At 33.9% G+C, this 21,791-nt stretch carries 23 protein-coding genes and 1 riboswitch; of the genes, 15 read left to right on the top strand and 8 right to left on the bottom strand.

What is annotated here, in order from left to right:
* Window positions 1–34 precede the first annotated feature (34 nt).
* A complete protein-coding gene (locus J5Y03_RS09710) occupies window positions 35–1,228 on the bottom strand; it encodes a multidrug efflux MFS transporter (protein ID WP_209405041.1) in 1,194 nt (397 codons plus the stop codon).
* A gap of 166 nt (window positions 1,229–1,394) precedes the next feature.
* On the opposite strand from J5Y03_RS09710, the gene J5Y03_RS09705 reads away from it, so the two are divergent.
* Together J5Y03_RS09705 and J5Y03_RS09700 are read left to right on the top strand one after the other, a co-directional pair.
* The gene (locus J5Y03_RS09705) at window positions 1,395–1,958 is read left to right on the top strand and encodes a TetR/AcrR family transcriptional regulator (protein ID WP_209405039.1); all 564 of its coding nucleotides are present in this window, start codon (window positions 1,395–1,397) and stop codon (window positions 1,956–1,958) included.
* Window positions 1,959–2,016: 58 nt separating this feature from the next.
* Window positions 2,017–2,757, top strand: a complete 741-nt coding sequence (locus J5Y03_RS09700) for an MBL fold metallo-hydrolase (protein WP_209405037.1) — start codon at window positions 2,017–2,019, stop codon at window positions 2,755–2,757.
* Between the two features lie 101 nt (window positions 2,758–2,858).
* Here the strand turns inward: J5Y03_RS09700 and J5Y03_RS09695 are convergent, their stop codons facing one another.
* Window positions 2,859–3,092, bottom strand: a complete 234-nt coding sequence (locus tag J5Y03_RS09695) for a hypothetical protein (RefSeq protein ID WP_209405035.1) — start codon at window positions 3,090–3,092, stop codon at window positions 2,859–2,861.
* A gap of 177 nt (window positions 3,093–3,269) precedes the next feature.
* Here J5Y03_RS09695 and J5Y03_RS09690 point away from each other — a divergent pair, with 177 nt between their 5' ends.
* From J5Y03_RS09690 to J5Y03_RS09680, 3 genes are all read left to right on the top strand, one after another.
* Window positions 3,270–3,797, top strand: a complete 528-nt coding sequence (locus J5Y03_RS09690; RefSeq protein ID WP_209405033.1) for a cysteine hydrolase family protein — start codon at window positions 3,270–3,272, stop codon at window positions 3,795–3,797.
* Window positions 3,798–3,978: 181 nt separating this feature from the next.
* Complete coding sequence (locus J5Y03_RS09685) at window positions 3,979–4,392, top strand: hypothetical protein (RefSeq protein WP_209405031.1); 414 nt, start codon at window positions 3,979–3,981, stop codon at window positions 4,390–4,392.
* A 546-nt stretch (window positions 4,393–4,938) separates the two neighbouring features.
* Window positions 4,939–6,066, top strand: a complete 1,128-nt coding sequence (locus J5Y03_RS09680; RefSeq protein ID WP_209405029.1) for a DNA-3-methyladenine glycosylase family protein — start codon at window positions 4,939–4,941, stop codon at window positions 6,064–6,066.
* 76 nt (window positions 6,067–6,142) lie between these two features.
* On the opposite strand, the gene J5Y03_RS09675 is transcribed toward J5Y03_RS09680, so the two are convergent.
* Window positions 6,143–6,496, bottom strand: coding sequence for a hypothetical protein (locus tag J5Y03_RS09675; protein ID WP_209405027.1), 354 nt, complete (start codon window positions 6,494–6,496; stop codon window positions 6,143–6,145).
* A 428-nt stretch (window positions 6,497–6,924) separates the two neighbouring features.
* On the bottom strand, window positions 6,925–7,461 hold the full coding sequence (locus tag J5Y03_RS09670; RefSeq protein WP_209405025.1) for a hypothetical protein: 537 nt from the start codon (window positions 7,459–7,461) through the stop codon (window positions 6,925–6,927).
* Between the two features lie 407 nt (window positions 7,462–7,868).
* Window positions 7,869–8,016, top strand: a riboswitch (FMN riboswitch).
* A gap of 350 nt (window positions 8,017–8,366) precedes the next feature.
* On the opposite strand from J5Y03_RS09670, the gene ribD reads away from it, so the two are divergent.
* From ribD to ribH, 4 genes are read left to right on the top strand one after another with little or no spacing between them, the layout of a single operon-like run.
* Window positions 8,367–9,464, top strand: coding sequence for a bifunctional diaminohydroxyphosphoribosylaminopyrimidine deaminase/5-amino-6-(5-phosphoribosylamino)uracil reductase RibD (gene ribD / locus J5Y03_RS09665; RefSeq protein WP_209405023.1), 1,098 nt, complete (start codon window positions 8,367–8,369; stop codon window positions 9,462–9,464).
* Window positions 9,465–10,103, top strand: coding sequence for a riboflavin synthase (ribE, locus tag J5Y03_RS09660; RefSeq protein WP_209405021.1), 639 nt, complete (start codon window positions 9,465–9,467; stop codon window positions 10,101–10,103).
* Window positions 10,104–10,120: 17 nt separating this feature from the next.
* Window positions 10,121–11,320: a bifunctional 3,4-dihydroxy-2-butanone-4-phosphate synthase/GTP cyclohydrolase II gene (locus tag J5Y03_RS09655; RefSeq protein ID WP_209405019.1), complete on the top strand. Its 1,200-nt coding sequence runs from the start codon at window positions 10,121–10,123 to the stop codon at window positions 11,318–11,320.
* Between the two features lie 12 nt (window positions 11,321–11,332).
* Complete coding sequence (ribH, locus tag J5Y03_RS09650) at window positions 11,333–11,794, top strand: 6,7-dimethyl-8-ribityllumazine synthase (RefSeq protein WP_209405017.1); 462 nt, start codon at window positions 11,333–11,335, stop codon at window positions 11,792–11,794.
* Window positions 11,795–11,866: 72 nt separating this feature from the next.
* Here the strand turns inward: ribH and J5Y03_RS09645 are convergent, their stop codons facing one another.
* A complete protein-coding gene (locus J5Y03_RS09645) occupies window positions 11,867–12,418 on the bottom strand; it encodes a hypothetical protein (RefSeq protein WP_209405015.1) in 552 nt (183 codons plus the stop codon).
* Between the two features lie 235 nt (window positions 12,419–12,653).
* Between J5Y03_RS09645 and J5Y03_RS09640 the strand changes: the two genes are divergently transcribed.
* The gene (locus J5Y03_RS09640) at window positions 12,654–12,953 is read left to right on the top strand and encodes a metal-sensing transcriptional repressor (protein WP_209405013.1); all 300 of its coding nucleotides are present in this window, start codon (window positions 12,654–12,656) and stop codon (window positions 12,951–12,953) included.
* Between the two features lie 21 nt (window positions 12,954–12,974).
* Window positions 12,975–13,175: a copper ion binding protein gene (locus J5Y03_RS09635; RefSeq protein ID WP_209405011.1), complete on the top strand. Its 201-nt coding sequence runs from the start codon at window positions 12,975–12,977 to the stop codon at window positions 13,173–13,175.
* 101 nt (window positions 13,176–13,276) lie between these two features.
* On the opposite strand, the gene J5Y03_RS09630 is transcribed toward J5Y03_RS09635, so the two are convergent.
* Window positions 13,277–14,101: a DUF2785 domain-containing protein gene (locus J5Y03_RS09630; protein ID WP_209405009.1), complete on the bottom strand. Its 825-nt coding sequence runs from the start codon at window positions 14,099–14,101 to the stop codon at window positions 13,277–13,279.
* Between the two features lie 614 nt (window positions 14,102–14,715).
* Here J5Y03_RS09630 and J5Y03_RS09625 point away from each other — a divergent pair.
* From J5Y03_RS09625 to J5Y03_RS09615, 3 genes are all read left to right on the top strand, one after another.
* Window positions 14,716–16,392, top strand: coding sequence for a CoA-disulfide reductase (locus tag J5Y03_RS09625; protein WP_209405007.1), 1,677 nt, complete (start codon window positions 14,716–14,718; stop codon window positions 16,390–16,392).
* A gap of 75 nt (window positions 16,393–16,467) precedes the next feature.
* Window positions 16,468–16,782 (top strand): thioredoxin, encoded by a 315-nt coding sequence (gene trxA / locus J5Y03_RS09620; RefSeq protein ID WP_209405005.1) that lies wholly within the window; start codon window positions 16,468–16,470, stop codon window positions 16,780–16,782.
* Window positions 16,783–16,905: 123 nt separating this feature from the next.
* Window positions 16,906–17,367 carry a DUF2231 domain-containing protein gene (locus tag J5Y03_RS09615; RefSeq protein WP_209405003.1) on the top strand — a complete coding sequence of 154 codons (462 nt, stop codon included), beginning with the start codon at window positions 16,906–16,908 and terminating at the stop codon, window positions 17,365–17,367.
* A gap of 63 nt (window positions 17,368–17,430) precedes the next feature.
* Here the strand turns inward: J5Y03_RS09615 and J5Y03_RS09610 are convergent, their stop codons facing one another.
* Window positions 17,431–18,687: an MFS transporter gene (locus J5Y03_RS09610; RefSeq protein ID WP_245208839.1), complete on the bottom strand. Its 1,257-nt coding sequence runs from the start codon at window positions 18,685–18,687 to the stop codon at window positions 17,431–17,433.
* A gap of 192 nt (window positions 18,688–18,879) precedes the next feature.
* Entirely contained in the window at window positions 18,880–19,209 is a 330-nt protein-coding gene (locus J5Y03_RS09605; protein WP_209405001.1) for a winged helix-turn-helix transcriptional regulator, read from the bottom strand.
* Window positions 19,210–19,597: 388 nt separating this feature from the next.
* Here J5Y03_RS09605 and J5Y03_RS09600 point away from each other — a divergent pair, with 388 nt between their 5' ends.
* Window positions 19,598–21,646, top strand: coding sequence for a SpoIID/LytB domain-containing protein (locus tag J5Y03_RS09600; protein WP_209404999.1), 2,049 nt, complete (start codon window positions 19,598–19,600; stop codon window positions 21,644–21,646).
* Window positions 21,647–21,791: the final 145 nt, after the last annotated feature.

Raw genomic sequence — 21,791 nt, 5'->3', positions numbered from 1 at the left:
CCTTTTTTGCAAGGCTGTTTTACTCATAAATTTTTCATTTTGAATGATTTAATTTTTTATACACCTTAAAATAAACCCATACTGCATTAATCAATAAAAGCCCACTAGTAACAAGAAATACGTATTGAATACCGAACCAGCCAGCTATTTGACCACCTAAGATTGATCCTCCAAAAGCCCCCAAATAACCAGCTGCCATGTTAAAACCAAAAACTCTACCTGTAAGAGAATCTGGTGTCAATCTTTTGACTAAGATGTTAACAGATGGGGACAATCCTGCTGCCACTAATCCTAATAAAAAGCGGAGACCTATTAGTTGCCAAGTATTACTTACAAAGGCCTGTGGGATAAAAATGATTCCTGCTACTATAAGAGCGACTAAAATAACTTTATGTGCACCGATTTTATCAGATGTTTTTCCAAGTATAGGTGCAGCAATTATATTTGCTAATCCTGAGGCTGAAAATGCTAGTCCGGCTAAAAGGGCAACATGCGTTGTATCATGAGACAGATGGGAAATATATACAGTGATGATTGGTTCAATCGTATATAATGCCAATGTTATGACAAAAAAGGTTGTAAACAGTGTAATAATAATATTTTTGTTAGGAAGTGTTCTCCATATTTCTTTTGCACTAAGCACTTTTTTATCTTCACGAGTAAAAGATTCCTTTACAAAAAGGGCAGTTGCAAAAAATGCAATCAACAGTAGTGCACCTGTTATAAAAAATACATTTTGTAAACCAAAGTTTTCTTCGATAAAACCGCCGATCATAGGTCCTAGCAATGAACCTGCAATACTTGCTGTTGAAAGTGTACCTAAAGCCCTTCCCACATGTTCCTTATCTGTTTGAGTTGCAATTAACGTAGTACAAGCTGTCGTATAACCTGCAATGACGCCTAGTAATAACCTTAATCCGATCAGTTCATACACATTTTGTGCGAAACCTGTGCACCCTATAATGATTGCCATACCAAGACTTGCTCGCAAAAGCATTGGCTTTCGACCAAATTTATCAGCAGCTAACCCCCAAATAGGTGAAAAAATTGCTGAAATGATAAAGGTCACACCAAATGCAATACCTGAAAATTGAGCAATTAAACCTGGATCATGAACACCAAGATCTTTGATGAAAAGAGGTAATACTGGAGCAAGTTGACTCATACCTATGCTCGTTACAAACATTCCAAACCAGCATACGATTAAATTTCTTTTCCATAGTTTCATAGCGTACTCATTTCCTTTTGTTAGATCTCAATTGTTGTAAGAAGTAATATGATACTTAATAACTTAAACTATAATTTGTAGTTTGTAAACTATAACTTGTAGTTTACTTATTATGTTTTATCATGTTAAACTATGTTACAAAGTTGAATGCTTCGGAGGTGATGGAATGGTACGAAAACGTAATTTAACGAAGGAAAAAATTATTCAATCTGCTTTTTTATTGGCCGATGAAATTGGGCTTAATCAAGTTACTTTCCAAAAAATCGCCGTAAAACTAGATATAAAATATCCATCTTTATATAATCATTTCACGAATATGGATGATTTAAAAATAAAAATGACGCAGTACCTTTTAAATCAATTAAATTCGAAACTAATGCAAAGATTAATTGGTAAAAGTGGTGAGGATGCTGTTAGAGAATTTGCCTACGGATACCGAGAATTTGCTTTTGAAAACAAAACTGCTTATGGGCTTTTTATGAATATACCGAGTATAGAAGATGAGGAAGTAAATCGTTTATTGAAAGAATTCGGTAGCATTCTTCATCAAATATTAGGTTTTTATACTAAGGATGAAACGCCTTTGATCCATAAAGGACGAGCATTAAGAAGTTTATTACATGGCCATGTCTCGTTATGCTTCAATGGATATTTTCAAAATCCAGTTAGTTTAGAAGATAGTTTTCAATTTATGTTAGATGATTTTATATTTTCCATTTCAAGAATTTAATTGAAGTTAAAAGTGATAAAAGGGAGGTGGGGTAAAGCTTTCTGAGCTTTACCGTAAAATGAAAATAGCAAATGGCATCGAATCAATTGAACTAGTAATGAACATGATGGGGCAACAAAGTGTGATTCATCCAACACTTATTTGGAATGAAAATGAAGTTATTTTAGTGGATACTGGAATTCCTGGTCAATTAGGAGAGATTCGTGAAGCGGTTGAAAAGGCTGGCGTTTCTTTTGACAAGCTGAGCAAAATTATTCTTACACACCAAGATATTGATCATATTGGCAGTCTTTCAGAAATTCTAAAGGCTAGTGGCCATAAAATTGAAGTTTTTGCACATGAAGAAGATAAGCCGTATATCGAAGGTGACAAGCCATTCATTAAGATGAACCCAGAACGAGTAGCTAAAATGGTAGAATCTCTTCCTGAAGAACAACGTCAAAAGGTAAAAGCTATGTTTGAAATATCATTAGCTGCAAAAGTTGATCAGACAATTAGTGATGGAGACGTGTTGCCTTACTGCGGGGGAATTACTGTTATTTTTACTCCAGGACATACTCCAGGTCACATTAGTTTATATCATCATCAGAGCAAAACGCTTATTGTGGGTGATGCATTAGTAGCAGAAAATGGCATCCTAATGGGGCCAAGACCACATGTAACCCCTGATATGGAAAAAGCTCTACAATCAATTAAGAAATTAACAGAATACGATATTGAAACAGTGATTTGCTACCATGGTGGAGTAATCAAAGAAAACGTGAAAGAGCAACTTTTAAAGTTGGCTAATTCAAACTAATCAACATGTAAAAGGACACTTGAAAAAGTGTCCTTTTACAATAAATATTTTACTTTTTAGTCTTCAACTAATTTGCTAGTAATAGATTAATGCATTTTCAATTACTCAATACCTTCTAAACTTGGTCTCCACTCGTTTTCTTCTAGTTTTCCATCTACCCAAACTTGAATCCATCCATCATGATGATTAAGACTTAAACTAATATCTTGATCTGTATCTAAATCCAATTGGTGACAAGCATAATAGAAATTGATTGCAGCAATTTTATTAGTACCAACATATACTAATTCTTCATCTTTGTAACGTTTTCCATAAACTAAGTAAATTGTTTCCATTGAATACCTCATTATTTTGGACATATTTTTATTTAATTTTAACTGATTGATTATCCTTCATAAAAGGAAATTTTTAAATTATTTTTTATGATAAAAGATTATTTGTTGGAAAATTTCAAATACAGCTTCTGTTTCATTTGCTATAATTTAAAAGAAACTAAAGGAAGTGCTATTTAAATGAAACAAGCTCTAATTGTTATTGATGTTCAAGAAGTGTTCTTTAATCATCCCGAGTACAATTTATTTAATTACAAACAATTGGTTAGTAATATTAACGAGTTAATTAAACAGGCTCGTGAAAAAAGTATTCCGGTCATCTTTATTCAACATACAGATCAAGATGAACAGGATTTACTTTTTGAAGGGAAAGAAGATTGGCAGTTACATAAAGGGTTAGAAAGAGCAGCTACTGATAAAATTATCCAAAAAACAAAATGGGATGCGTTCTATCAAACTGAACTTTTAGATTACTTGCAACAAAACAAAATCGAACAACTTATTTTTGCCGGAGCTCAAACTGAGTTTTGTCTTGATACAACAATTAGAGCAGCTTATAGTTTAGGATTTCAAAAAAATCTTCTAGTAAAAGATACACAAAGTACAATAGACGGAGCAGTTTTGAATGCTAATGGCATCATAAAACATCATGAAGCCATCTGGTATAATCGTTTCCTAACTATTATTGATCGCGATACAAAATTATAAACGAATTTTGGAAGGATAAAAGGGGCAAGGAATTAGGAAGTGACAAGGTAAAAAGGGGCAAGGATATACAAGGTAGTAGAATTAATGAGTAAAACCAAGCACATGGCTCATTAATACCCATACTTAATGCGTTCCTCCTTAAATACAATGAAAAGAGGGATGTGTTCGAGGAGGAAAAATCATGTTTAAGAAAAGAGTATTCATCGCGTTAGGGTCAGCACTTGTACTGGCTCTTATATCAGGTCTCTCTTCTTATTTGGATTATACTCCACAAGAACGAGCAGCATTACCAGAAGGTGGTCTTTTAAGCCCAGATATTATGTTTATGATCGCTTTACTCGTGTTAATGTTCACTCAGGCACCCTTGGCCATTGTTTTCTCATATATTTTTGATGCCTTTAAAATTAAAGGAATAATCAGGTTCGTACTGTATTTCATAGTAGGTTTTATATCAGGATTCATTTTCGTTGGACAAAAATTAGACGAAGTGTTGTGGTATATAGTGTATTACTTCATGCTTTTTGCAATTGGGGAGTTTTTCGTGAACAGAAGAACGAGATTTACCAAAACAAATGAAGAGAAAGTAAAACGATAGTGTTCTGTGGTAAAAAAATAAATCATTATGAAAACGTGTGGAATAACCGATTCTCACTGTTATTAATCGTGAAACAAAATTATAAATGAACATAAAAAGGACGGATATTCTCCGTTCTTTTTTATACATGCTCTCTTCTTCGTAATGAAGGAATATTATGTTTGAGAAAAGAATAGTGAATTTTATAATAATCTTTTTTAAAGGCTCTTTTTTAAGATTGTTGGTTTTAGTAAAAGACAGAAGTTGATTGGAATGGAAGGATGCTCGACTCCTGTGGGAGATGCGGGAAGGCTGAGACCCCGCAGGAGCGATAGCGACGAGGAGGCTCAGCTCACGCCCCTAGGAAAGCGAGCATCCTGGAGTGGAAATCAACTTACACATACTGAAAAGCAACAATGTATTTGAAAACATCTTTTTTAAAAGAGTGTTGTTTTTAAAAACATTTTTTGTATCTTCATTTTTTCTAGGTTTGAATAATAACAAAGTGCGCATATACTGAGTGTGTGTAAATTTAGTAAAAAAAATAAATTAGGAGAAATAATACAAATGTTAACTCATGAACAAATGTATGACATTTTGACCCGTCAATTAACTAATTACGACGGTCATTTTTTTACAGCTGTCAAAACAACAGGTATATATTGCCTTCCCTCTTGTTATGGTAAAAAGCCTGCAAAAGAGAACGTTGAATTTTTTTATGATATCCATGAGGTCGAGTTAGCTGGTTATAGACCGTGTAAGAAATGTTATCCGAATGTCCTCGAAGTCCATTGGCATGACGATAAAAGTGCGATAGAGGTTATTCCACCGAACGAATTTAGTTTTGCAGAGTGTCTAGTCTACTTAAATCGGTCTAACGAAGAATGCCTCCATAAAGTAAAAGATCATGAAGTCTATAAATTAATCAAAATTGAAGATTATAAATTACTATTAAAAATAGGGGAATCACATAATAACTTAAGGGTTGAGTTTTTAACTGGGGTACCTCCTAAATGGGTTCGAGCACAAGTAGCGAAGTTCGTGTGGGAATTATTTGATTTAGGTACCGATTTAACGGCATTTTATGAAATGGCAGATAAGGATGAGATTATACAATTAGTAACTGAGAAATATAGAGGATTACGAATTATAAAAATTGACGACTTATTTGAAGTAATTAGCTGGGCAATTATTGGGCAACAAATTAACTTGAAATTTGCCTATACGTTAAAAAAGAGACTTGTAGAAAAATACGGAGAAAAAATAACATACGATGGGGAAGAGTATTTTTTATTTCCGACTCCTCAAGTCATTGCGCACCTAACAATTGAAGATTTAAAAGAGCTTCAATTTTCTTCTAGAAAGGCTGAATATGTGATCGGAATAGCTCAACTTATAGATAGAGGGGCAATAAAAAAAGAAGAATTGGCTTTAAAGAAAGACTATGAAAAGCTAAAGAATAAACTAACTTCAATTAGAGGGATTGGAAATTGGACAGCAGATTATGTCATTATGAAATGTTTTGATTTCTATTCTGCCTTCCCAATCGCTGATGTTGGCATACACAATTCGTTAAAAAGCATTTTAGGATTAAGTAAAAAGCCAAGTATTCAAGAGATTGAGCAATTAGCTCAAAACTGGAAAGGATGGGAAGCGTACGTTGCTTTTTATCTTTGGAGATGTCTGTATGATTGAGCTATTCACATAAATGATTAAGTAAAAAGGCTAATTGTTCATTTAGAGAAATTAGCCTTTAATAATTTTTAGTTGATTAGACCTTTTTTTCTTTTTTCTCTAAAGCAGTAAAGAGAAAACAAGTAATACAGGCTATGAAGGAAACAATAACACCTAGCAAAAGACCAAATCCATTACTTGGATGGGAAGACTTCAAATTCATAAATTTATAAAGGAAAAATAACCCTACAAATAAGTAAAAGCTGCTACCTAAACTCGCCATCTTGATTCGATCGCCAATACGTCCTTTCCAAGAGACATTAATTAGACACCATAACCAAATACTCAAGAACATTACAGCAAACACAATTAAGAAATAGAGAAAATGTAATCCTGTTTTATTTAGTAGGAAAATTAATAGTAAAGCTATACTAAAATAGATAGCATTCATGAAAAATATAAACCCACCACTATAAATAGGATTTTGAAACCATTCAGTGCTTTGGAACTTTAATGATAAATTGCTCTTAGTGCTTATATTGGCTAGGATACTATTTTTAATGAGAAGCATAATGATTACGTATACCACACCTAATAATAAAATTGGAAAAAAAATCAACTTCTTCACTTACCTTTCTATTTCACAAAACTATTTTTTGAAAGCAATAATTAGTCAATATTGCTCTATTATAGTTGAATTTGGTAAAAAAATAAAAGAATAGGCAGTTTAGTCTGGAATTTTGGAAAATGGCCCATAAAAAGTAAGAAACGGACCATAGAAGCTAGAAAATCACCTATAAAAAAGTAAATGACATGACTAAAAGGCTAATTTTTAAATGAATTAGCCTTTTATACTGTATATTTCTGAAGAGAAATTCATCAGACTTCCCTTATCTTTTTCACTAAAGCTGTAAAAATAAAACAAGTAATCCAAGCTACTAAGGTAACGATAATACCGAATAAAAGACCAATTCCGGCCATAAAGGTATCTTCACCTGGATAGGAAGGTTTTAAAGTCATTAATTTATAAAGGAAAAATATCCCTAATAACAAGTAAAAGCTACTTCCAATGCTTCCCATCTTAATTCGATTTCCTTTCCTGCCTTTCCAAGAGACATTAATAAGGGCCCAAAACCAAATACTAATAAACGTCGCAGCACCCATCACAAAGAGATGTAGAAAGGGTATATGTAACATGCTTACTAGAAAAATAATTAATACTGCTAAGCTAAAAAGGATAGCATTCATAATAAAAACAAACCCACCACTTAAATAATGGTTTTGATACCACTTAGTATGTTGAAGTTTTTTTGTTAATTTATTTTCTGTGTTTATATTCGGTAGAATACGATTTTTTAATAGAGTGATTATGATTACGCAAGCTATTCCTAATAGAAATATCGCACTAAATCCCATGTTTTCACCTTATCTTTCTTGTTCACTTTTTTTGATAGCAATAATTGTCAGTATGAATCTATTATATTTGAATTATCAAAAAATAAAAAAGTTTTTATTAGAATTATGGCAGAAGGCTCATAAATAATTAAGAAAAGGACCATAAAAGCTAGAAAATGGCTCAATAAAGTTGGAAAAAGGACCATATAATTTAGAAAACCGCCCATAAATTTGATTTCACCCTAAAAATGCAATTTATGATAAAAAATCCTCTTGAAATAATCATAAATATAGAAATTTACTATATGAATATAGAAAAAAGGATTTAATTTTTTACCATATGTATTCCTTTACACACGAATTTTTATATGTTAGTCTTAACTCAACTAATGGAGACATTAGTTAACTAAAATCATATATCGACACATTTTGTCCTTCGGGGTCAGGTGAAATTCCTAACCGGCAGTAAATGAGAGTATATACTTTCAAAGCCTGTGAGCTTGTTAGCATTAGTTAACTTGCTGATCTAGTGAGAGTCTAGAGCCGACAGTATAGTCTGGATGGGAGAAGGATGAGAGTGAACATGGACAGTTTATACTTTTGTATAGGCTTAGTTTCATATTGCTTTTATAAAATGTGCAACCTATTTTTGGTCGGAAAAATACAATTTTCGTACCTCTATTTAGGTGTACCTATTATTCTATAAAAGTATATGAGATATCATTTTTACTACTCACTTACACGACCCGTTAGGAATTATTTCTAACGGGTTTTTATTTTCTATTTGTCTAGTTCCGCAGACTAGCTTCTCGGCCATTTCACAATAACCAAGTGAAGTGAAAAGCGCACTTCAATTGGTTATTGCTCCAATGTCGGTCGAAGCTAAACGAGTCTGCTGCACATTTCGAGAGAAGGTAGGTGAAAGTATGAAAGATCAAGATTATATGAAATTAGCAATTCAACTTGCACAAAATACACTTGGGCAAACATCTCCAAATCCAGTGGTAGGTGCTGTTCTTGTAAAAGAAGGCAGAATCATTGGAATGGGAGCGCATCTAAAGGCTGGGGAAGATCATGCAGAAGTGCAAGCTTTTAAGATGGCAAAAAAAGGAGAAGCCGAAAATGGTACTTTATATGTGACATTAGAGCCATGTAGCCATTTTGGTAAAACACCTCCATGTGTACATGCGATTATAAAGCATAAAGTAAAGCGTGTAGTAGTAGCTACCCTCGACCCAAATCCTTTAGTTAGTGGGAATGGTATAAAGCAGCTTGAAGATGCTGGTATCACTGTGGAAGTTGGATTGTTAGAGCAAGAAGCAATTGATTTAAATAAATTTTTCTTACATTTTATTAAGCATAAGACCCCGTATGTGACTATTAAGTGTGCGATGACAATGGATGGACGGATAGCGACTACAAGTGGAGATAGTAAGTGGATTACTAGTTCGGAAGCTCGCGAAGATGTTCATCAAAACCGTACTATTTACGACGCCATATTGGTTGGTGTAAATACAGTTATTGCAGATAACCCTTTATTAACAACCCGTTTAACAAATGGTGAAGGACTTTCACCAAAACGAATTATTCTCGATTCAAATTTACGTATTCCTGAAAGTGCTGCTCTTTTACATGACAAAAAGGCTGAGACGATTCTTTTAGTCGGAAAGAATGTAGCAGATGAAAGAATAGGGCAAGTTGAATCAGATTTTGTCAAAGTGATTAGATTGAAAACAGATCGTCCAGAAGTAGAGGAAGTTCTAAGTGTACTAGGTGGACTTGGAATCACTTCTTTATATGTGGAAGGTGGACGTGGAGTTCATGAAAGTTTTCTAAAAGCTAATTGTGTAAATGAATTACATCTATATTTGGCTCCGAAAATTGTAGGAGGTAATTTTAGTTCGTTTGGTGAGCTAGGCATAACAAATATGCAATCCGCCATGAAACTAGATTTACAATCAGTCCAACAAATAGGACCAGATTTGAAGATTACTGCAAAGCTAATAGAAAAGGAGTCATGCTAAATGTTCACTGGAATCGTCGAAGAAATTGGAACAGTACAGAATATTACTAGACAGAATGATAGTTATGTTTTACACATACAAGGAAAAAAAGTGTTAGAACAAACTCAAATTGGAGATAGCATCAGTGTGAATGGAGTTTGTTTAACTGTTACTGGTCTTTTTCCAAATTATTTTTCAGTCGATGTGATGCCTGAAACGGTTTATGCAACAAGTTTAAAAACTGTTAAGGCTGGTAGCAAAGTAAATCTTGAACGAGCGATGAAAGCAGATGGACGATTTGGCGGACATATTGTATCTGGTCACGTTGATGGTACAGCTACCATCATGCGAAAAACTAGAAAAGATAATGCTGTGTATGTGGATTTTAAACTTTCTGATCATCTTGCTGATGACATTATTTTTAGAGGATCAATTTCAATCGATGGCACGAGTCTAACAGTTTTCGGTATAAAAAATAACATCTTAACTGTTTCAATTATTCCTCATACCCTTGAACAGACTGTTATTGGTCTAAAAAACATTGGGGATGTCGTCAATATTGAAACAGACATGTTAGGAAAATACGTGAAGCATCATTTGAACAAAAATAGCGGGAAATCACTTTCTGAAGATTTCTTGAAATCAAATGGATTTTTCTAGTTTTGGGGGACGGTCATATGTTTAATAAAATAGAAGAAGCTTTAGAAGAATTAAAAAACGGAAAAATCATTATCGTTTGCGATGACGAAGATCGAGAGAACGAAGGCGATTTTGTTTGTTTAGCCGAACATGCTACCCCTGAAAATATTAATTTTATGATTAAGTATGGAAAAGGATTAGTATGTACTCCGATTCATGAAGACATTGCAGAACGTTTAGCCTTAAATCCGATGGTTGAACGAAATACGGATAACCATCATACAAATTTCACTGTAAGTATAGATCATATGAATACAACCACTGGAATTAGTGCGTTTGAAAGATCGACGACGATGTTAGCGATTATTAACGGTGAAAGCTCACACGAAGATTTTCGTTATCCAGGTCACGTATTCCCGTTAATCGCTAAAAATGGTGGAGTCTTAAAACGTCCAGGGCATACTGAAGCAGCAGTTGATTTAGCATTACTTTGTGATAGCAAGCCTGCTGGTGTAATTTGTGAAATTATCAATGACGATGGAACAATGGCGAGAGTACCAGATTTAAAAGTCATTGCAAAAGAACACAATTTAAAAATGATTACAATTGAAGAGTTAATTAACTATCGTAAGAAAAATGAAATGCTTGTGCAAAGAGAAGTTGAAATTAGCTTACCCACTTCTTATGGAGACTTTAAAGTAGTTGGGTATAAAAATTTTCTTGATGATAAAGAGCATATCGCCATTTATAAAGGAGATCTGTCAACGGAAGAACCGATCTTAGTTCGATTGCATTCAGAATGTTTAACTGGGGACGTACTTGGATCACGTCGTTGTGATTGTGGTCCTCAGCTTGAATTAGCACTTCAAAAAATTGAACAAGAAGGTCGAGGGATTATCCTTTATTTACGCCAAGAAGGTCGTGGAATTGGATTATTAAATAAATTAAAGGCGTATAAACTTCAAGAGCAAGGGTTGGATACAGTTGATGCAAATCTACATCTTGGATTTGCAGAGGATCTTAGAGACTACACTGTGAGTGTCCAAATTTTGAAAGACTTAGGGATTCAAAACGTTAAATTATTAACAAATAATCCACAAAAGATTAGTAGTCTAGAAGAGTTAGGAATTAATATAGTCGAGCGTGTACCACTTGAAATTACACCAGTTGAAGGTAACGTAAATTATTTAAAAACAAAACAAGAAAAAATGGGACATTTATTTTCTGTCAAATTATAGGAGGCTATTAAAATGAATTTTGAAGCAAATGTTGTTGGAAGTGGATTAAAAATTGCGATTGTAGCTGGTCGATTTAATGAATTTATTACAAGTAAATTATTAGGCGGAGCAATTGATGGATTAAAACGTCACGGAGTAGATGAAGATCAAATCGATGTTGCATGGGTACCTGGAGCTTTTGAAATTTCATTAATAGCAAAAAAATTAGCGAAGTCAAAAAAATATGATGCAGTAATCACACTTGGCGCAGTAATTCGCGGTGCAACAACTCATTATGATTATGTTTGTAATGAAGTAGCTAAAGGGGTTGCAAGTATTTCTTTAGAAACTGAAATTCCTGTTATTTTTGGTGTTCTGACAACTGAGAATATTGAACAGGCAATTGAACGTGCAGGTACAAAAGCTGGAAACAAAGGATATGACTGTGCTGTTGCAGCAATTGAAATGGCAAATTTATTAAATACAATTCAGTAATATAGATCAAAAGAAAGACTACATTCGAGAGGAATGTAGTCTTTTTTGTAGAAAGAATAATGAGTGTGATCATCAAACGAAAGTATGAAGTAGCATAGAGAAAACAAAAGCAAATGATAAATAATAATGCCAGTTTTTGTCTTTACGTTTATATCGTAAAAAACCAAATACTCCTAATGGAAGAAGTAAAAGATAAGAAAGTACCCCAGTAAGATCTACTGCGTCAGTATGCCAATCATAAAAAACCATGATAATTGAATGAACCGTAATTAAAGCAAAAGCAATAACTGAAATCGGTACATGGAACAATTTAACCCATTTAAGCAATAGTGAAATGAATTTTTTTAGTTCTTTCGTTAAATTTATTTTTTTTGTTCGTAATAAAAAGTAAAGAGGGAACATTGCAAAAGCTGCAAAAACACAAAGTCGTCCAAGGGATGCCTTGTTCCGAGCATAGGAAGTTAATAAATTTCTTGGATCTTTAAAATGATTAGGAACAGTTGATTCCAAAGAATGTCGATGCGCGATCGTCCAAAAGCCAAGTCCAAAAATGACTAGTGCAATAACTGTTGCAAGATAGACTAATTTCCTCTCTTTAGAATTTTTAATCCAATCTGTTAACATAAAAGCTTCTCCGTTCTGATTGTCATTATTTGATAGTTTGTGTATTGAATCTTCTTGTTATTATATAGCTGAATTTTTAAAATTTAATTAAAATAGTTTAAAAGGTTAATTTAACCGAATTGGTTTGGTATAAAAAAATAATTGTGAATTTTTAAATAGATTTTAAATATAAAAATACTTACTAAAATTGACACCTATACCCCCTATTAGTACAATGAAATAAGGAGGTGACAATATGGAAAATTGTCATGACGAAAAGATGGTTCCTCGGTCTGAGGAAGAAATACAAGATTTAGTAAAACGTCTTCGAAAAGTCGAAGGCCAAGTACGTGGAATTCAAAAAATGGTTGAAGAAGACCGTTATTGTATAGATATTTTAACCCAAATCTTAGCAGTTGAAGCTGCGCTGAAAAGAGTAGGATTTTCCTTGCTGGAGCGTCATGCGAATCATTGCATGATAAAAGCCGTAGATAGTGGAAATGGTGAAGAATCAGTAAAAGAGTTAATGGACGTTGTGAAAAGATTTGTGAAATAAAAGAATATGGGAGGAATAATCATGGTAACAGTTTTAGTAGTAGAAGGAATGACTTGTAATCACTGTAAAGCTGCAGTTACAAAAGCAGTTGAGGGAGTAAGTGGTGTTGAATCAGTTGATGTAAATTTAGAAAGTAAAGAAGTGAAAATTAACCATAGAGAAGCTACTTCGATTGAAACTGTAAAAGAGGCTATTGAAGATCAAGGATACGATTTAGCTTAATAATGTTGAAGAAGTAGAGCACGAGAAAAGAGACACAAAAGCATATGGGTTTGTGTCTCTTTTTTGTTTAATTTAGATTAAGAAAAATTGTGTTCCGGTGGTTAGTATGTATTCAATTCATCTAATGCTTTTAAAATCATGGAATATTTCTCTTTTTCAACTGGTTTTAATCTAAAATACAAACTTCTTAAAAAGTGTTTGGAGTTAATTTTAATATTATAGTTCTTATTATAGTCATCAGTTTTTTTATAATCTTTAAATCTTACTATCCAATTCTTAATATCTTCTTCAGATAGTAGATTCCGTTCTATAATTGCACAAACAGCAGTTACCATTCTCTCGTCTTCTTCACAGGTAAATACATTTTTACTTTCCATGATACGTGTGCAAATAATTTCTAACATCATTTGTAGGTCTGTTTGATTCAATTGATGATTTTTTGCAAGTTCATCTAAACAGTCTGCAAGATGTGCGATTGAATGAGCCCAACCTTTTTCTTCATCATATCCACGTATATCATTTTCTTGAATAGCATATTGAAAAATTTTCTCCTTCACATTTTCTATGTCTTTTGAGGTTAAAAATGATGTTTCATTTTCTTTATATAAAATAACAGCTGTTATTAATATAGAAAACGATCTAGTAAAGATGGAATCAGTATTTATCTCACCTAATTTATAGTGGAGGTGATTTTCATCAATACAGATAAATAATAGATGCTGTAACTGTTCAGTTGTAAATACATCATTAATCATCCATTTTGATAGGATTGAATAAATCAAATCGTCACGTAAAACGGGATCAACAGAGCCGATATTTTTTAGCATTTCAATAGCAAGATCATATGCATTTTCTTCTTCTGTTAAAATATAATTGTTCTCTTTTAGTTTCATTAATTTTTCTTTTAATAGTTTTTCTGTAACCATACTTACTCCTTTTTAATAGAAAGAATTTTGCGACTATTAAATTATTATATCATTCTTTTGAAATAAAAACTGATCTGTTAGTTACTTGGGATGAAAGATAGTTTGAAATTTTTCATAGATGACTTAAATAATTCCTTTTGACCGATAAAATTGGTAAATCGACTGATAAAAGTTAGAACATGACTGATATAAACATGAAATGACTGATATATTGAAGGAAATGACCGATAAATTTGGATTACCGACTGATATAATGTTGGGGTATACAGAATCAATGAGGAAAATGGTTGAATTAATTGGAAAAACGGTTGAACAATGTGAAAAATGGTTGAATTAACTGGAAAAACGGCTGAATAATATAACAAACCGGTCGAATTATCTGGTGAAATGGCCGAATAATTGGAAACCAGCCGAATTTCGGAGCAAACCGGCCGAATTTCGGAGCAAACCGGCCGAATAACCAAGCAAATCACACGAATTACGAAACACTCTGCCGAACCACCAAGAGAACCACCAAATATAAAAAAACAATCAAACAATCTAGTTTACAATATACCCTTAAGGGTATATCATTTCAGTTGAAAGTATATAAATCAAAGGAGGCTCATTAATATATGAGTAAAAAAATTCTTGTCGTAGGAGGCGTGGCAGGTGGGGCTTCTGCTGTAGCTCGTTTACGCCGATTGAATGAAAAAGATGAAATTATCTTATTTGAAAAAGGGGAGTACATTTCCTTCGCTAACTGTGGATTACCTTATTATATTGGAGAGGTAATTAAAGAGCGTCAAAAATTGCTAGTGCAAACAGCTGATCGAATGGCAAAGCGATTTAATATAGATGTACGAGTAAATAATGAAGTAATTGCAATTAATCGTGAAGAAAAAACGATAACAGTTTTGAACCATCAATCGGGTGAAACATATACTGAATTATATGATATTCTTGTCCTTTCACCTGGTTCACGACCAATGAAACCAGAAATTCCTGGAATTGAAGAAGCTAAGTCATTATTTACTTTAAGAAATGTTCCAGATACAGATCGAATAAAGTTATATGTTGATCATCAAAAACCTCAGCATGCGACAGTTATCGGTGGAGGATTTATTGGAATTGAAATGGTTGAAACTTTACGAGAACGTGGAATAGAAGTAACGCTTGTTGAGATGGCTGATCAAATCCTACCAATTATTGATAAAGAAATGGCTACAGTTGCGCAGAATCATATGAAAGATCACGGAGTTGAGTTAATACTAGGTAATGGAGTAGCATCTTTTGAACAACAGGGGACACTCGTTCAATTGAAAAGTGGAAAATCAATTAAAACAGATATGATTATTTTATCAATTGGTGTTCAGCCTCAAAATGAACTTGCAAAACAGGCAGGTTTAGAGCTTGGTGTTAGAGGAACGATTAAAGTAAATGAAAAAATGCAGACATCTGATCCGTCAATTTTTGCAGTAGGGGATGTAATCCAAGTTACTGACTTTGCTACAGGGGCTGAAACAATGATTCCATTAGCATGGCCAGCTAACCGACAAGGTAGATTAGTAGCTGATGTTATTAATGGAAGAAATGCAAAATATACAAGTACAATGGGGACATCAATTGTAAAAGTTTTTGATTTGGCGGTTGCATCGACTGGAGCTAATGAGAAAACACTTCAAAAGCAAGGTACTTCATATGAGGTAGTTCATGTACAAGCAAACTCTCATGCAGGTTATTACCCAGGTGCTTTCCCTGTATTAATTAAATTAATTTTTGATAAAGAAACTGGCAAAATGTACGGGGCGCAAGTTGTAGGTAAAGAAGGGGTAGACAAACGTTTAGATATCATTGCTACAGCTATGAAATTAGGGGCAAAAGTAACTAATTTACCTGAATTAGAAATTGCATATGCTCCTCCATTTGCTTCGGCAAAAGATCCAGTAAACTTAGCAGGGTATGTAGCAACAAATATTGTTGAAGGTTTGGTTGAGACAGTTCAATGGCATGAGATCGATGAAATCGTAAAAAATGGTGGGTATTTAATTGATGTTCGTGAATCTAATGAGCTAAAACAAGGGATGATTCCTGGATCAATTCATATTCCATTAGATGATCTAAGACATCGTTTAAATGAATTACCAAAAGACAAACCGATCTATATTACATGTCAGCTAGGTATGCGGGGCTACTTAGCAAGTCGTACGTTAACAGAGAATGGTTTCAAAGCGATTAATTTGGATGGTGGCTATAAATTATACGAAACAATATACGGTATAAAAAGTAATTTAATAGGAAACGAAAAATGAGGATATAAGATTGGAACTTGCTAGGTGGAATGTCAGCTTAGCTTGGGGATATTGAATAATAGGGAGGAATTTCAAATGGCAATTGTACAATCAACAGATCATACTTTTTTAGAAGAAATAGCAAATGGAGCGGTATTAGTGGATTTTTGGGCACCTTGGTGTGGTCCTTGTAAAATGCTTGGTCCAGTTTTAGAGGAAATTGATCAAGAAATGGGTGATAAATTAAAAATTGTAAAATTAAATGTAGACGAACATCCAATTACTGCCCGCAAATATGAGATTATGAGTATACCAATGATGGTTTTATTTAAAGATGGTGAACCACTAGGGAGTATCACAGGGTACAGACCGAAAGAAGCAATTTTAGAAATTTTAAAAGAGAATATGTAAGTTTTAAGAAAAACTAACTTCTTTAATGAGGTTAGTTTTTTTTTATCATCTCATGAATGTATTAATTAAATGAGATTTAACGATAATGACAATAAAGCTTATGTTATAAAAAGGAGAAAAATAATGTTAACTGAAGTTATACAACATATTCATCCAATTATTGTCCATTTTCCAATAGCAATCATTACAATTGCTTTTCTATACGATGTGTTCAATGCATTTAGAGAAGGAGCATTTTTACCTGAAAGAGGGTTAGCACTTTGGATCATAGCAGTAATTGGAGCGTGGATATCAGTTGGAACTGGTCCTGAGGAACATGCCCACGGTAATACAATTTATCTAGGAATTCATTCTACTCTTGCTGATATTACGGCCATCATTGTTTCTGTGATTGCAGCTTATCGATTATGGCTTACTATTACTAACAGAAAAGTATTGTTTCAAAAGCTTAAATATTTGTATTTAATTATTTCAGTTGTCGCAGTCGTATTTATTTTTTCAGTAGGGTATTACGGTGGGAAAATGGTTTACGAAGATGGCATTGGTGTAAAAGTTAATAATACATATGTCAATCCTTCAAGGTAATATTTCTCTGGCTGAATGAAAAAAGGAAGTTAATTGACTTCCTTTTTTCATTTCGTATTATAATCACATATTATTAATTTGCTGATTATACTCTTTCATTTGCTCTTTACTAGTTTTCAAATACCATCCCATCCAAATAAAGAATAGAGCGGATAATCCTCTACAAATTGTTGAAAGAACCATGGATGTATTCATACTAAACGTTTCTAGTAAATAGACACCTACTTGTGGGGCAATGAATGCAACGATTGATAATAAAAAATTGTAATTTGCAATATAGGATGTTCGATGTTCTTCCTCAGAAACTTCTAGTAAACTATTAAATAAAATAAGGACAGTACCTGATACGAAAAATCCTGAGAAGAAGTTAATAAATAATAAATAACCATAATTGATTGATAAGATATTTAAAACTGGTGCTAAAGCCATACCAATTGAAATCCAGACAAGCAATGTTCGATTACTCCACTTATCTGCCATTTTAGCCCACCAAGGATAACTAACGATTTGAGAGATTTGGTTACTCACCGTGAATAAACTAATCCAGAAAGCAGTTGCATGAGCATAACGAATTTGGTAAATCGAAAAAAGAGACCAAGCCATTTGCCATCCAAAATTAAAAAATAAACCACAAATTAAAAAAGCAGCATATGGTTTGTTTTTAAAAATTCTCTTTGAAAAAGGTGATTGGTAGTTACTTTTCTCAGTCTTAACAGGCTTTTCTTTGTGTAATTTTAAATAGTACAACTCTACTAAACTAAATAAAAAGGCAATGAAAAATAATGCTTGGTAAGGAAATGCTGATTTAGAATTGACACCACGCATACAAAATCCAACCAGTAAAGTAACGACCATTCCAATAAACGTTAAGTATTTGTTTCGTTTTCCAAAAAACGTATTTCGTCTATTATCAGGAATCAAGTCTCCAATTAGTGCTTGCCAACCTAAATTTAAGAATGTACCAGGTAAATTCATGAGTCCAATTAAAGCAACAAAGATCCAAGAAGAGAGGCTAGGCTTAATAAAAGGAATAAATACCATAAACAATAGAAAGATACGGGTAAGAAAAAGTGTATAAACAGTAAATTCCTTCTTCCTTTCTAATCGGTTTATGTAAATTGCTGCAGGAAGCATAGCACACATTCCTATAATTGAAGGAAGAGAAGAAATTAAACTAATTTGATAGTCCGTTGCTCCGAGTACCAGAATTGCAAAAACGGTAAAAAAATTGTTTGTTAAGCTTAACGCAACAGTTGATGCTGCACCATTGCGAATACTCTGAATCTCATTGTATTTAACGGTCGTACTTGTGTAAGGCAAATTATTCTCCTTCTTTCCATAAATGTTTAACTAAGTAGATTATAAACAATTTTTAGAATATAACGAAAATAAAATGCATTCAATAAGTCATAAAGACTATTCTCAAAAAATTTATTTTTAGGATTGTTAGCCAAATAAAAAAAAGTTGTCTGTTAGTATTTTTGATTTAACTAAACAAACAACTTAAAAGTATTATTCTGCTTCTTCTAATGAAACCCATTTTTTTGACCAGTTTTCGACTTCTCTTATAATCGGAGTAAGTGCTAATCCTTTTTCAGTTAAGGAGTATTCTACTCGAATTGGAACTTCTGTAAAAACCGCTCGATTTACAATTCCTTCTTTTTCTAATTCCTTTAATCTTTCAGAAAGTAGTCTACCGCTAATCGGAATAGCTGCTTCTATTTCAGAAAAACGATGTGATCCTGTTAAAAGTGTCTGGATGATAAGACCATTCCATCTTTTACTGATTAAGTCCATCCCTTTTTGAACAAGAGGGCATAAATTTATTTTGCTTTCTTTCATTATTATTCACCTCATTAAATCCATTATAACCTAAAAATCGCTTAATTAGAAAGTAAGTTATTTTTCCACACCTAATTACTTTATATAAGTTGATAGGTGTTTTTGGGGTTGGATACCTTGATGCTATTGTCAGTGTGTTTAATTGATTTCCGCTCCAGGATGCAAGATGTTGGTCTTACACCCTTGAATTCATTCAAAAACGTGTCGATGTACTTTATAAATACACAAATGAATTGCATGCTCAAAAATGAGCAGCATGAACGCTTTTTGCTAGATTTCCATTCGTGGATCAAAACGAAATAAGAAAGGAACCTCTCCACTTTTGCCGAATGCAAAGGAATAGAGGTTTTTTGATAGTCAAGTAAGGTTAAAAGAGGAGGAGAGAAGAATGAATAGTTGGAAGAAAGTAGCCATAATTAGTCTATTGACACTTGGAATTACGATAGCCCACGTGCAAGCTGAAGATATTTCGGTGTCCCTAAAGAATTATGCCACATCTAGTAATACGCAGACATTTATGACAAATGGAGATTACCGTGAAAATATTACAGGAAGTGTGATTCCGGCCGGATCAACTGTGATTGGAGAAGCGACAAGTTTAGGCGTTTCTCTCATTGTGAATGGTGGGTTGATAGGCATTAGCGATTCACCAACGCTTACTCCAGTAGATCAAAAGGGGAGCATTACATATAGCAACCATTTGTATAGGGGAACGATTCGATTAACACCTGAAGCTAACGTGCTTCGACTAGTAAATACGATTGACCTTGAAACTTATGTAAAAGGCGTTGTACCAAACGAAATGAGCGATTCATGGGGAAGCAGTGCAAATGGCGGGAAAAATGCGTTAAAAGCTCAAGCAGTTGCAGCTCGTACATATGCCTTACGTCAATCAAAAGGCGGAAAAGTGATCAATGATACCGTTTCTTACCAAGTGTACGGCGGATACAGTGAAAAATATACCGCAAGTAATGCGGCGGTCGACGAAACAAGCGGAGAAGTGTTAAAAAGCGGAAAAGACTATGCCGATGCGTTATTCTCTTCATCAAACGGCGGATATGTGTATAGTAATACGAATATTTGGAACACTACGCGTCTTCCGTATCTTGTATACAAATCAGACCCATATGACGCTAGAAGCGGTGCTACCAACAAAAACTGGAGTGTTAAATTCCAAAAAATGATCATCGATTTAGCGACGTATACACCAGATACAAAAGCAATGTGGTGGCAAAATACGAATGAAACATTCCCTTACCAAGCATTACTAACAGGGATGAAAAATGCCAGTGGTCCAGATACGAAAATTATTGGTCTAACCAGTATTACTTCACCAAAAGTAATATCCGATACAACGTACTTAACGACAACGTTTACGTTCTCTTATGTAAAAAAAGCAGCAGACAATAGCATCGTTAGTGATGGAAATGGGAACACGACGTTATTTACTGGTACGTACACAATTGGAAATGACAAGCTTCGCTCAGCGATTGGTGTGAATACCTTTAAATCACCAACTATTACATCAATTGCCGATGACATTTCATCGATTACGATAAATGGGGCTGGATGGGGACATGGAATTGGGATGAGCCAGTGGGGAGCGTACCAAATGAGTAAAGAAAATAATTCGTACCGTGAGATCCTGTCGTTTTATTATCCTGGCGCAACGATTGAAACATTAGTTTATCCACCGGATCCAATTGATCCGCCAGTTAAACCACCAGTTGTCACTTATCGTCCGCTTAAGATTACAACTTTTAAAGATCAAGGATCGTTTAAAAAAGGTGTTCACACGATCTATATGGATGAAAAAAATCAGACATACGAGAAAAACGGAGAACAGTATACACCAATCACACTTCCTCCTTACATTGTTGGTGAAGTAGTAAAATCATCTGGCACACTCTATGTGAATGAAGCGAAATACAAATCATCACCAGTGAATGAAGAGACAGATGAAGGATTACTACCAGAAGGCATTTACCCAGTCAGAGGACGTGCAAATGGGTATATTGAATTAGCGGGACAAAACGGGACGGTTTATATATCTGAAAAGAATGGTGAGTTGGTAAAGCCGCGTAGCGGAAACGTGATTATGTTTAGACCGATTTATCCCTACAACAAACCGATGAATGGAGCAAAGCGAAATGAATGGCTTTCGCCTGAAAATTTAACGGTCTTATCTGTAGTGAATCATTTTTATCAAGTAAAATCCTCAAAAGGCATTCGCTGGGTAAGGGAAAGCGATGTTCAAAATGGAAAACTTGTGATTAAAACCATTTCTCTTAAACTTGCGAAGAAACCTTATTACATGACACCAGTAAGTAACAAAGCAATTGGCACATTAAAACCTGGAAAGTATTCAAGCGTTGCATCATTTGGGAACTGGAACCGAATCAAGCTTGGTTCAGACTATGTTTGGGTTAAACGATGAAAAAGGATCTTCAATCTGAAAGAAGTGCTTCTGCACTTCTTTATTTTTTTCGACTGTTTGTAAATTTGATCGCAAGAAGCGCTTTCTGTAGGGCGGGCGTTGAGCCTCCTACTATCGCTCCAGCGGGGTCTCACCTGTCCAGCTG

The sequence above is a fragment of the Gottfriedia endophytica genome (assembly GCF_017814275.1).
Lineage (GTDB): Bacteria > Bacillota > Bacilli > Bacillales > Bacillaceae_G > Gottfriedia > Gottfriedia endophytica.
The sequence above is the reverse complement of the archived record's forward strand: the minus strand, read 5'-3'. Positions and strand labels throughout refer to the sequence as shown.

Excerpts from the sequence above, each read along its gene's own strand:
- J5Y03_RS09710 (WP_209405041.1), bottom strand. The coding sequence starts at position 1,228 with ATGAAACTATGGAAAAGAAATTTAATCGTATGCTGGTTTGGAATGTTT.
- J5Y03_RS09705 (WP_209405039.1), top strand. The coding sequence starts at position 1,395 with ATGGTACGAAAACGTAATTTAACGAAGGAAAAAATTATTCAATCTGCT.
- J5Y03_RS09700 (WP_209405037.1), top strand. The coding sequence starts at position 2,017 with ATGAAAATAGCAAATGGCATCGAATCAATTGAACTAGTAATGAACATG.
- J5Y03_RS09695 (WP_209405035.1), bottom strand. The coding sequence starts at position 3,092 with ATGGAAACAATTTACTTAGTTTATGGAAAACGTTACAAAGATGAAGAA.
- J5Y03_RS09690 (WP_209405033.1), top strand. The coding sequence starts at position 3,270 with ATGAAACAAGCTCTAATTGTTATTGATGTTCAAGAAGTGTTCTTTAAT.
- J5Y03_RS09685 (WP_209405031.1), top strand. The coding sequence starts at position 3,979 with ATGTTTAAGAAAAGAGTATTCATCGCGTTAGGGTCAGCACTTGTACTG.
- J5Y03_RS09680 (WP_209405029.1), top strand. The coding sequence starts at position 4,939 with ATGTTAACTCATGAACAAATGTATGACATTTTGACCCGTCAATTAACT.
- J5Y03_RS09675 (WP_209405027.1), bottom strand. The coding sequence starts at position 6,496 with ATGAATGCTATCTATTTTAGTATAGCTTTACTATTAATTTTCCTACTA.
- J5Y03_RS09670 (WP_209405025.1), bottom strand. The coding sequence starts at position 7,461 with ATGGGATTTAGTGCGATATTTCTATTAGGAATAGCTTGCGTAATCATA.
- ribD (WP_209405023.1), top strand. The coding sequence starts at position 8,367 with ATGAAAGATCAAGATTATATGAAATTAGCAATTCAACTTGCACAAAAT.
- ribE (WP_209405021.1), top strand. The coding sequence starts at position 9,465 with ATGTTCACTGGAATCGTCGAAGAAATTGGAACAGTACAGAATATTACT.
- J5Y03_RS09655 (WP_209405019.1), top strand. The coding sequence starts at position 10,121 with ATGTTTAATAAAATAGAAGAAGCTTTAGAAGAATTAAAAAACGGAAAA.
- ribH (WP_209405017.1), top strand. The coding sequence starts at position 11,333 with ATGAATTTTGAAGCAAATGTTGTTGGAAGTGGATTAAAAATTGCGATT.
- J5Y03_RS09645 (WP_209405015.1), bottom strand. The coding sequence starts at position 12,418 with ATGTTAACAGATTGGATTAAAAATTCTAAAGAGAGGAAATTAGTCTAT.
- J5Y03_RS09640 (WP_209405013.1), top strand. The coding sequence starts at position 12,654 with ATGGAAAATTGTCATGACGAAAAGATGGTTCCTCGGTCTGAGGAAGAA.
- J5Y03_RS09635 (WP_209405011.1), top strand. The coding sequence starts at position 12,975 with ATGGTAACAGTTTTAGTAGTAGAAGGAATGACTTGTAATCACTGTAAA.
- J5Y03_RS09630 (WP_209405009.1), bottom strand. The coding sequence starts at position 14,101 with ATGGTTACAGAAAAACTATTAAAAGAAAAATTAATGAAACTAAAAGAG.
- J5Y03_RS09625 (WP_209405007.1), top strand. The coding sequence starts at position 14,716 with ATGAGTAAAAAAATTCTTGTCGTAGGAGGCGTGGCAGGTGGGGCTTCT.
- trxA (WP_209405005.1), top strand. The coding sequence starts at position 16,468 with ATGGCAATTGTACAATCAACAGATCATACTTTTTTAGAAGAAATAGCA.
- J5Y03_RS09615 (WP_209405003.1), top strand. The coding sequence starts at position 16,906 with ATGTTAACTGAAGTTATACAACATATTCATCCAATTATTGTCCATTTT.
- J5Y03_RS09605 (WP_209405001.1), bottom strand. The coding sequence starts at position 19,209 with ATGAAAGAAAGCAAAATAAATTTATGCCCTCTTGTTCAAAAAGGGATG.
- J5Y03_RS09600 (WP_209404999.1), top strand. The coding sequence starts at position 19,598 with ATGAATAGTTGGAAGAAAGTAGCCATAATTAGTCTATTGACACTTGGA.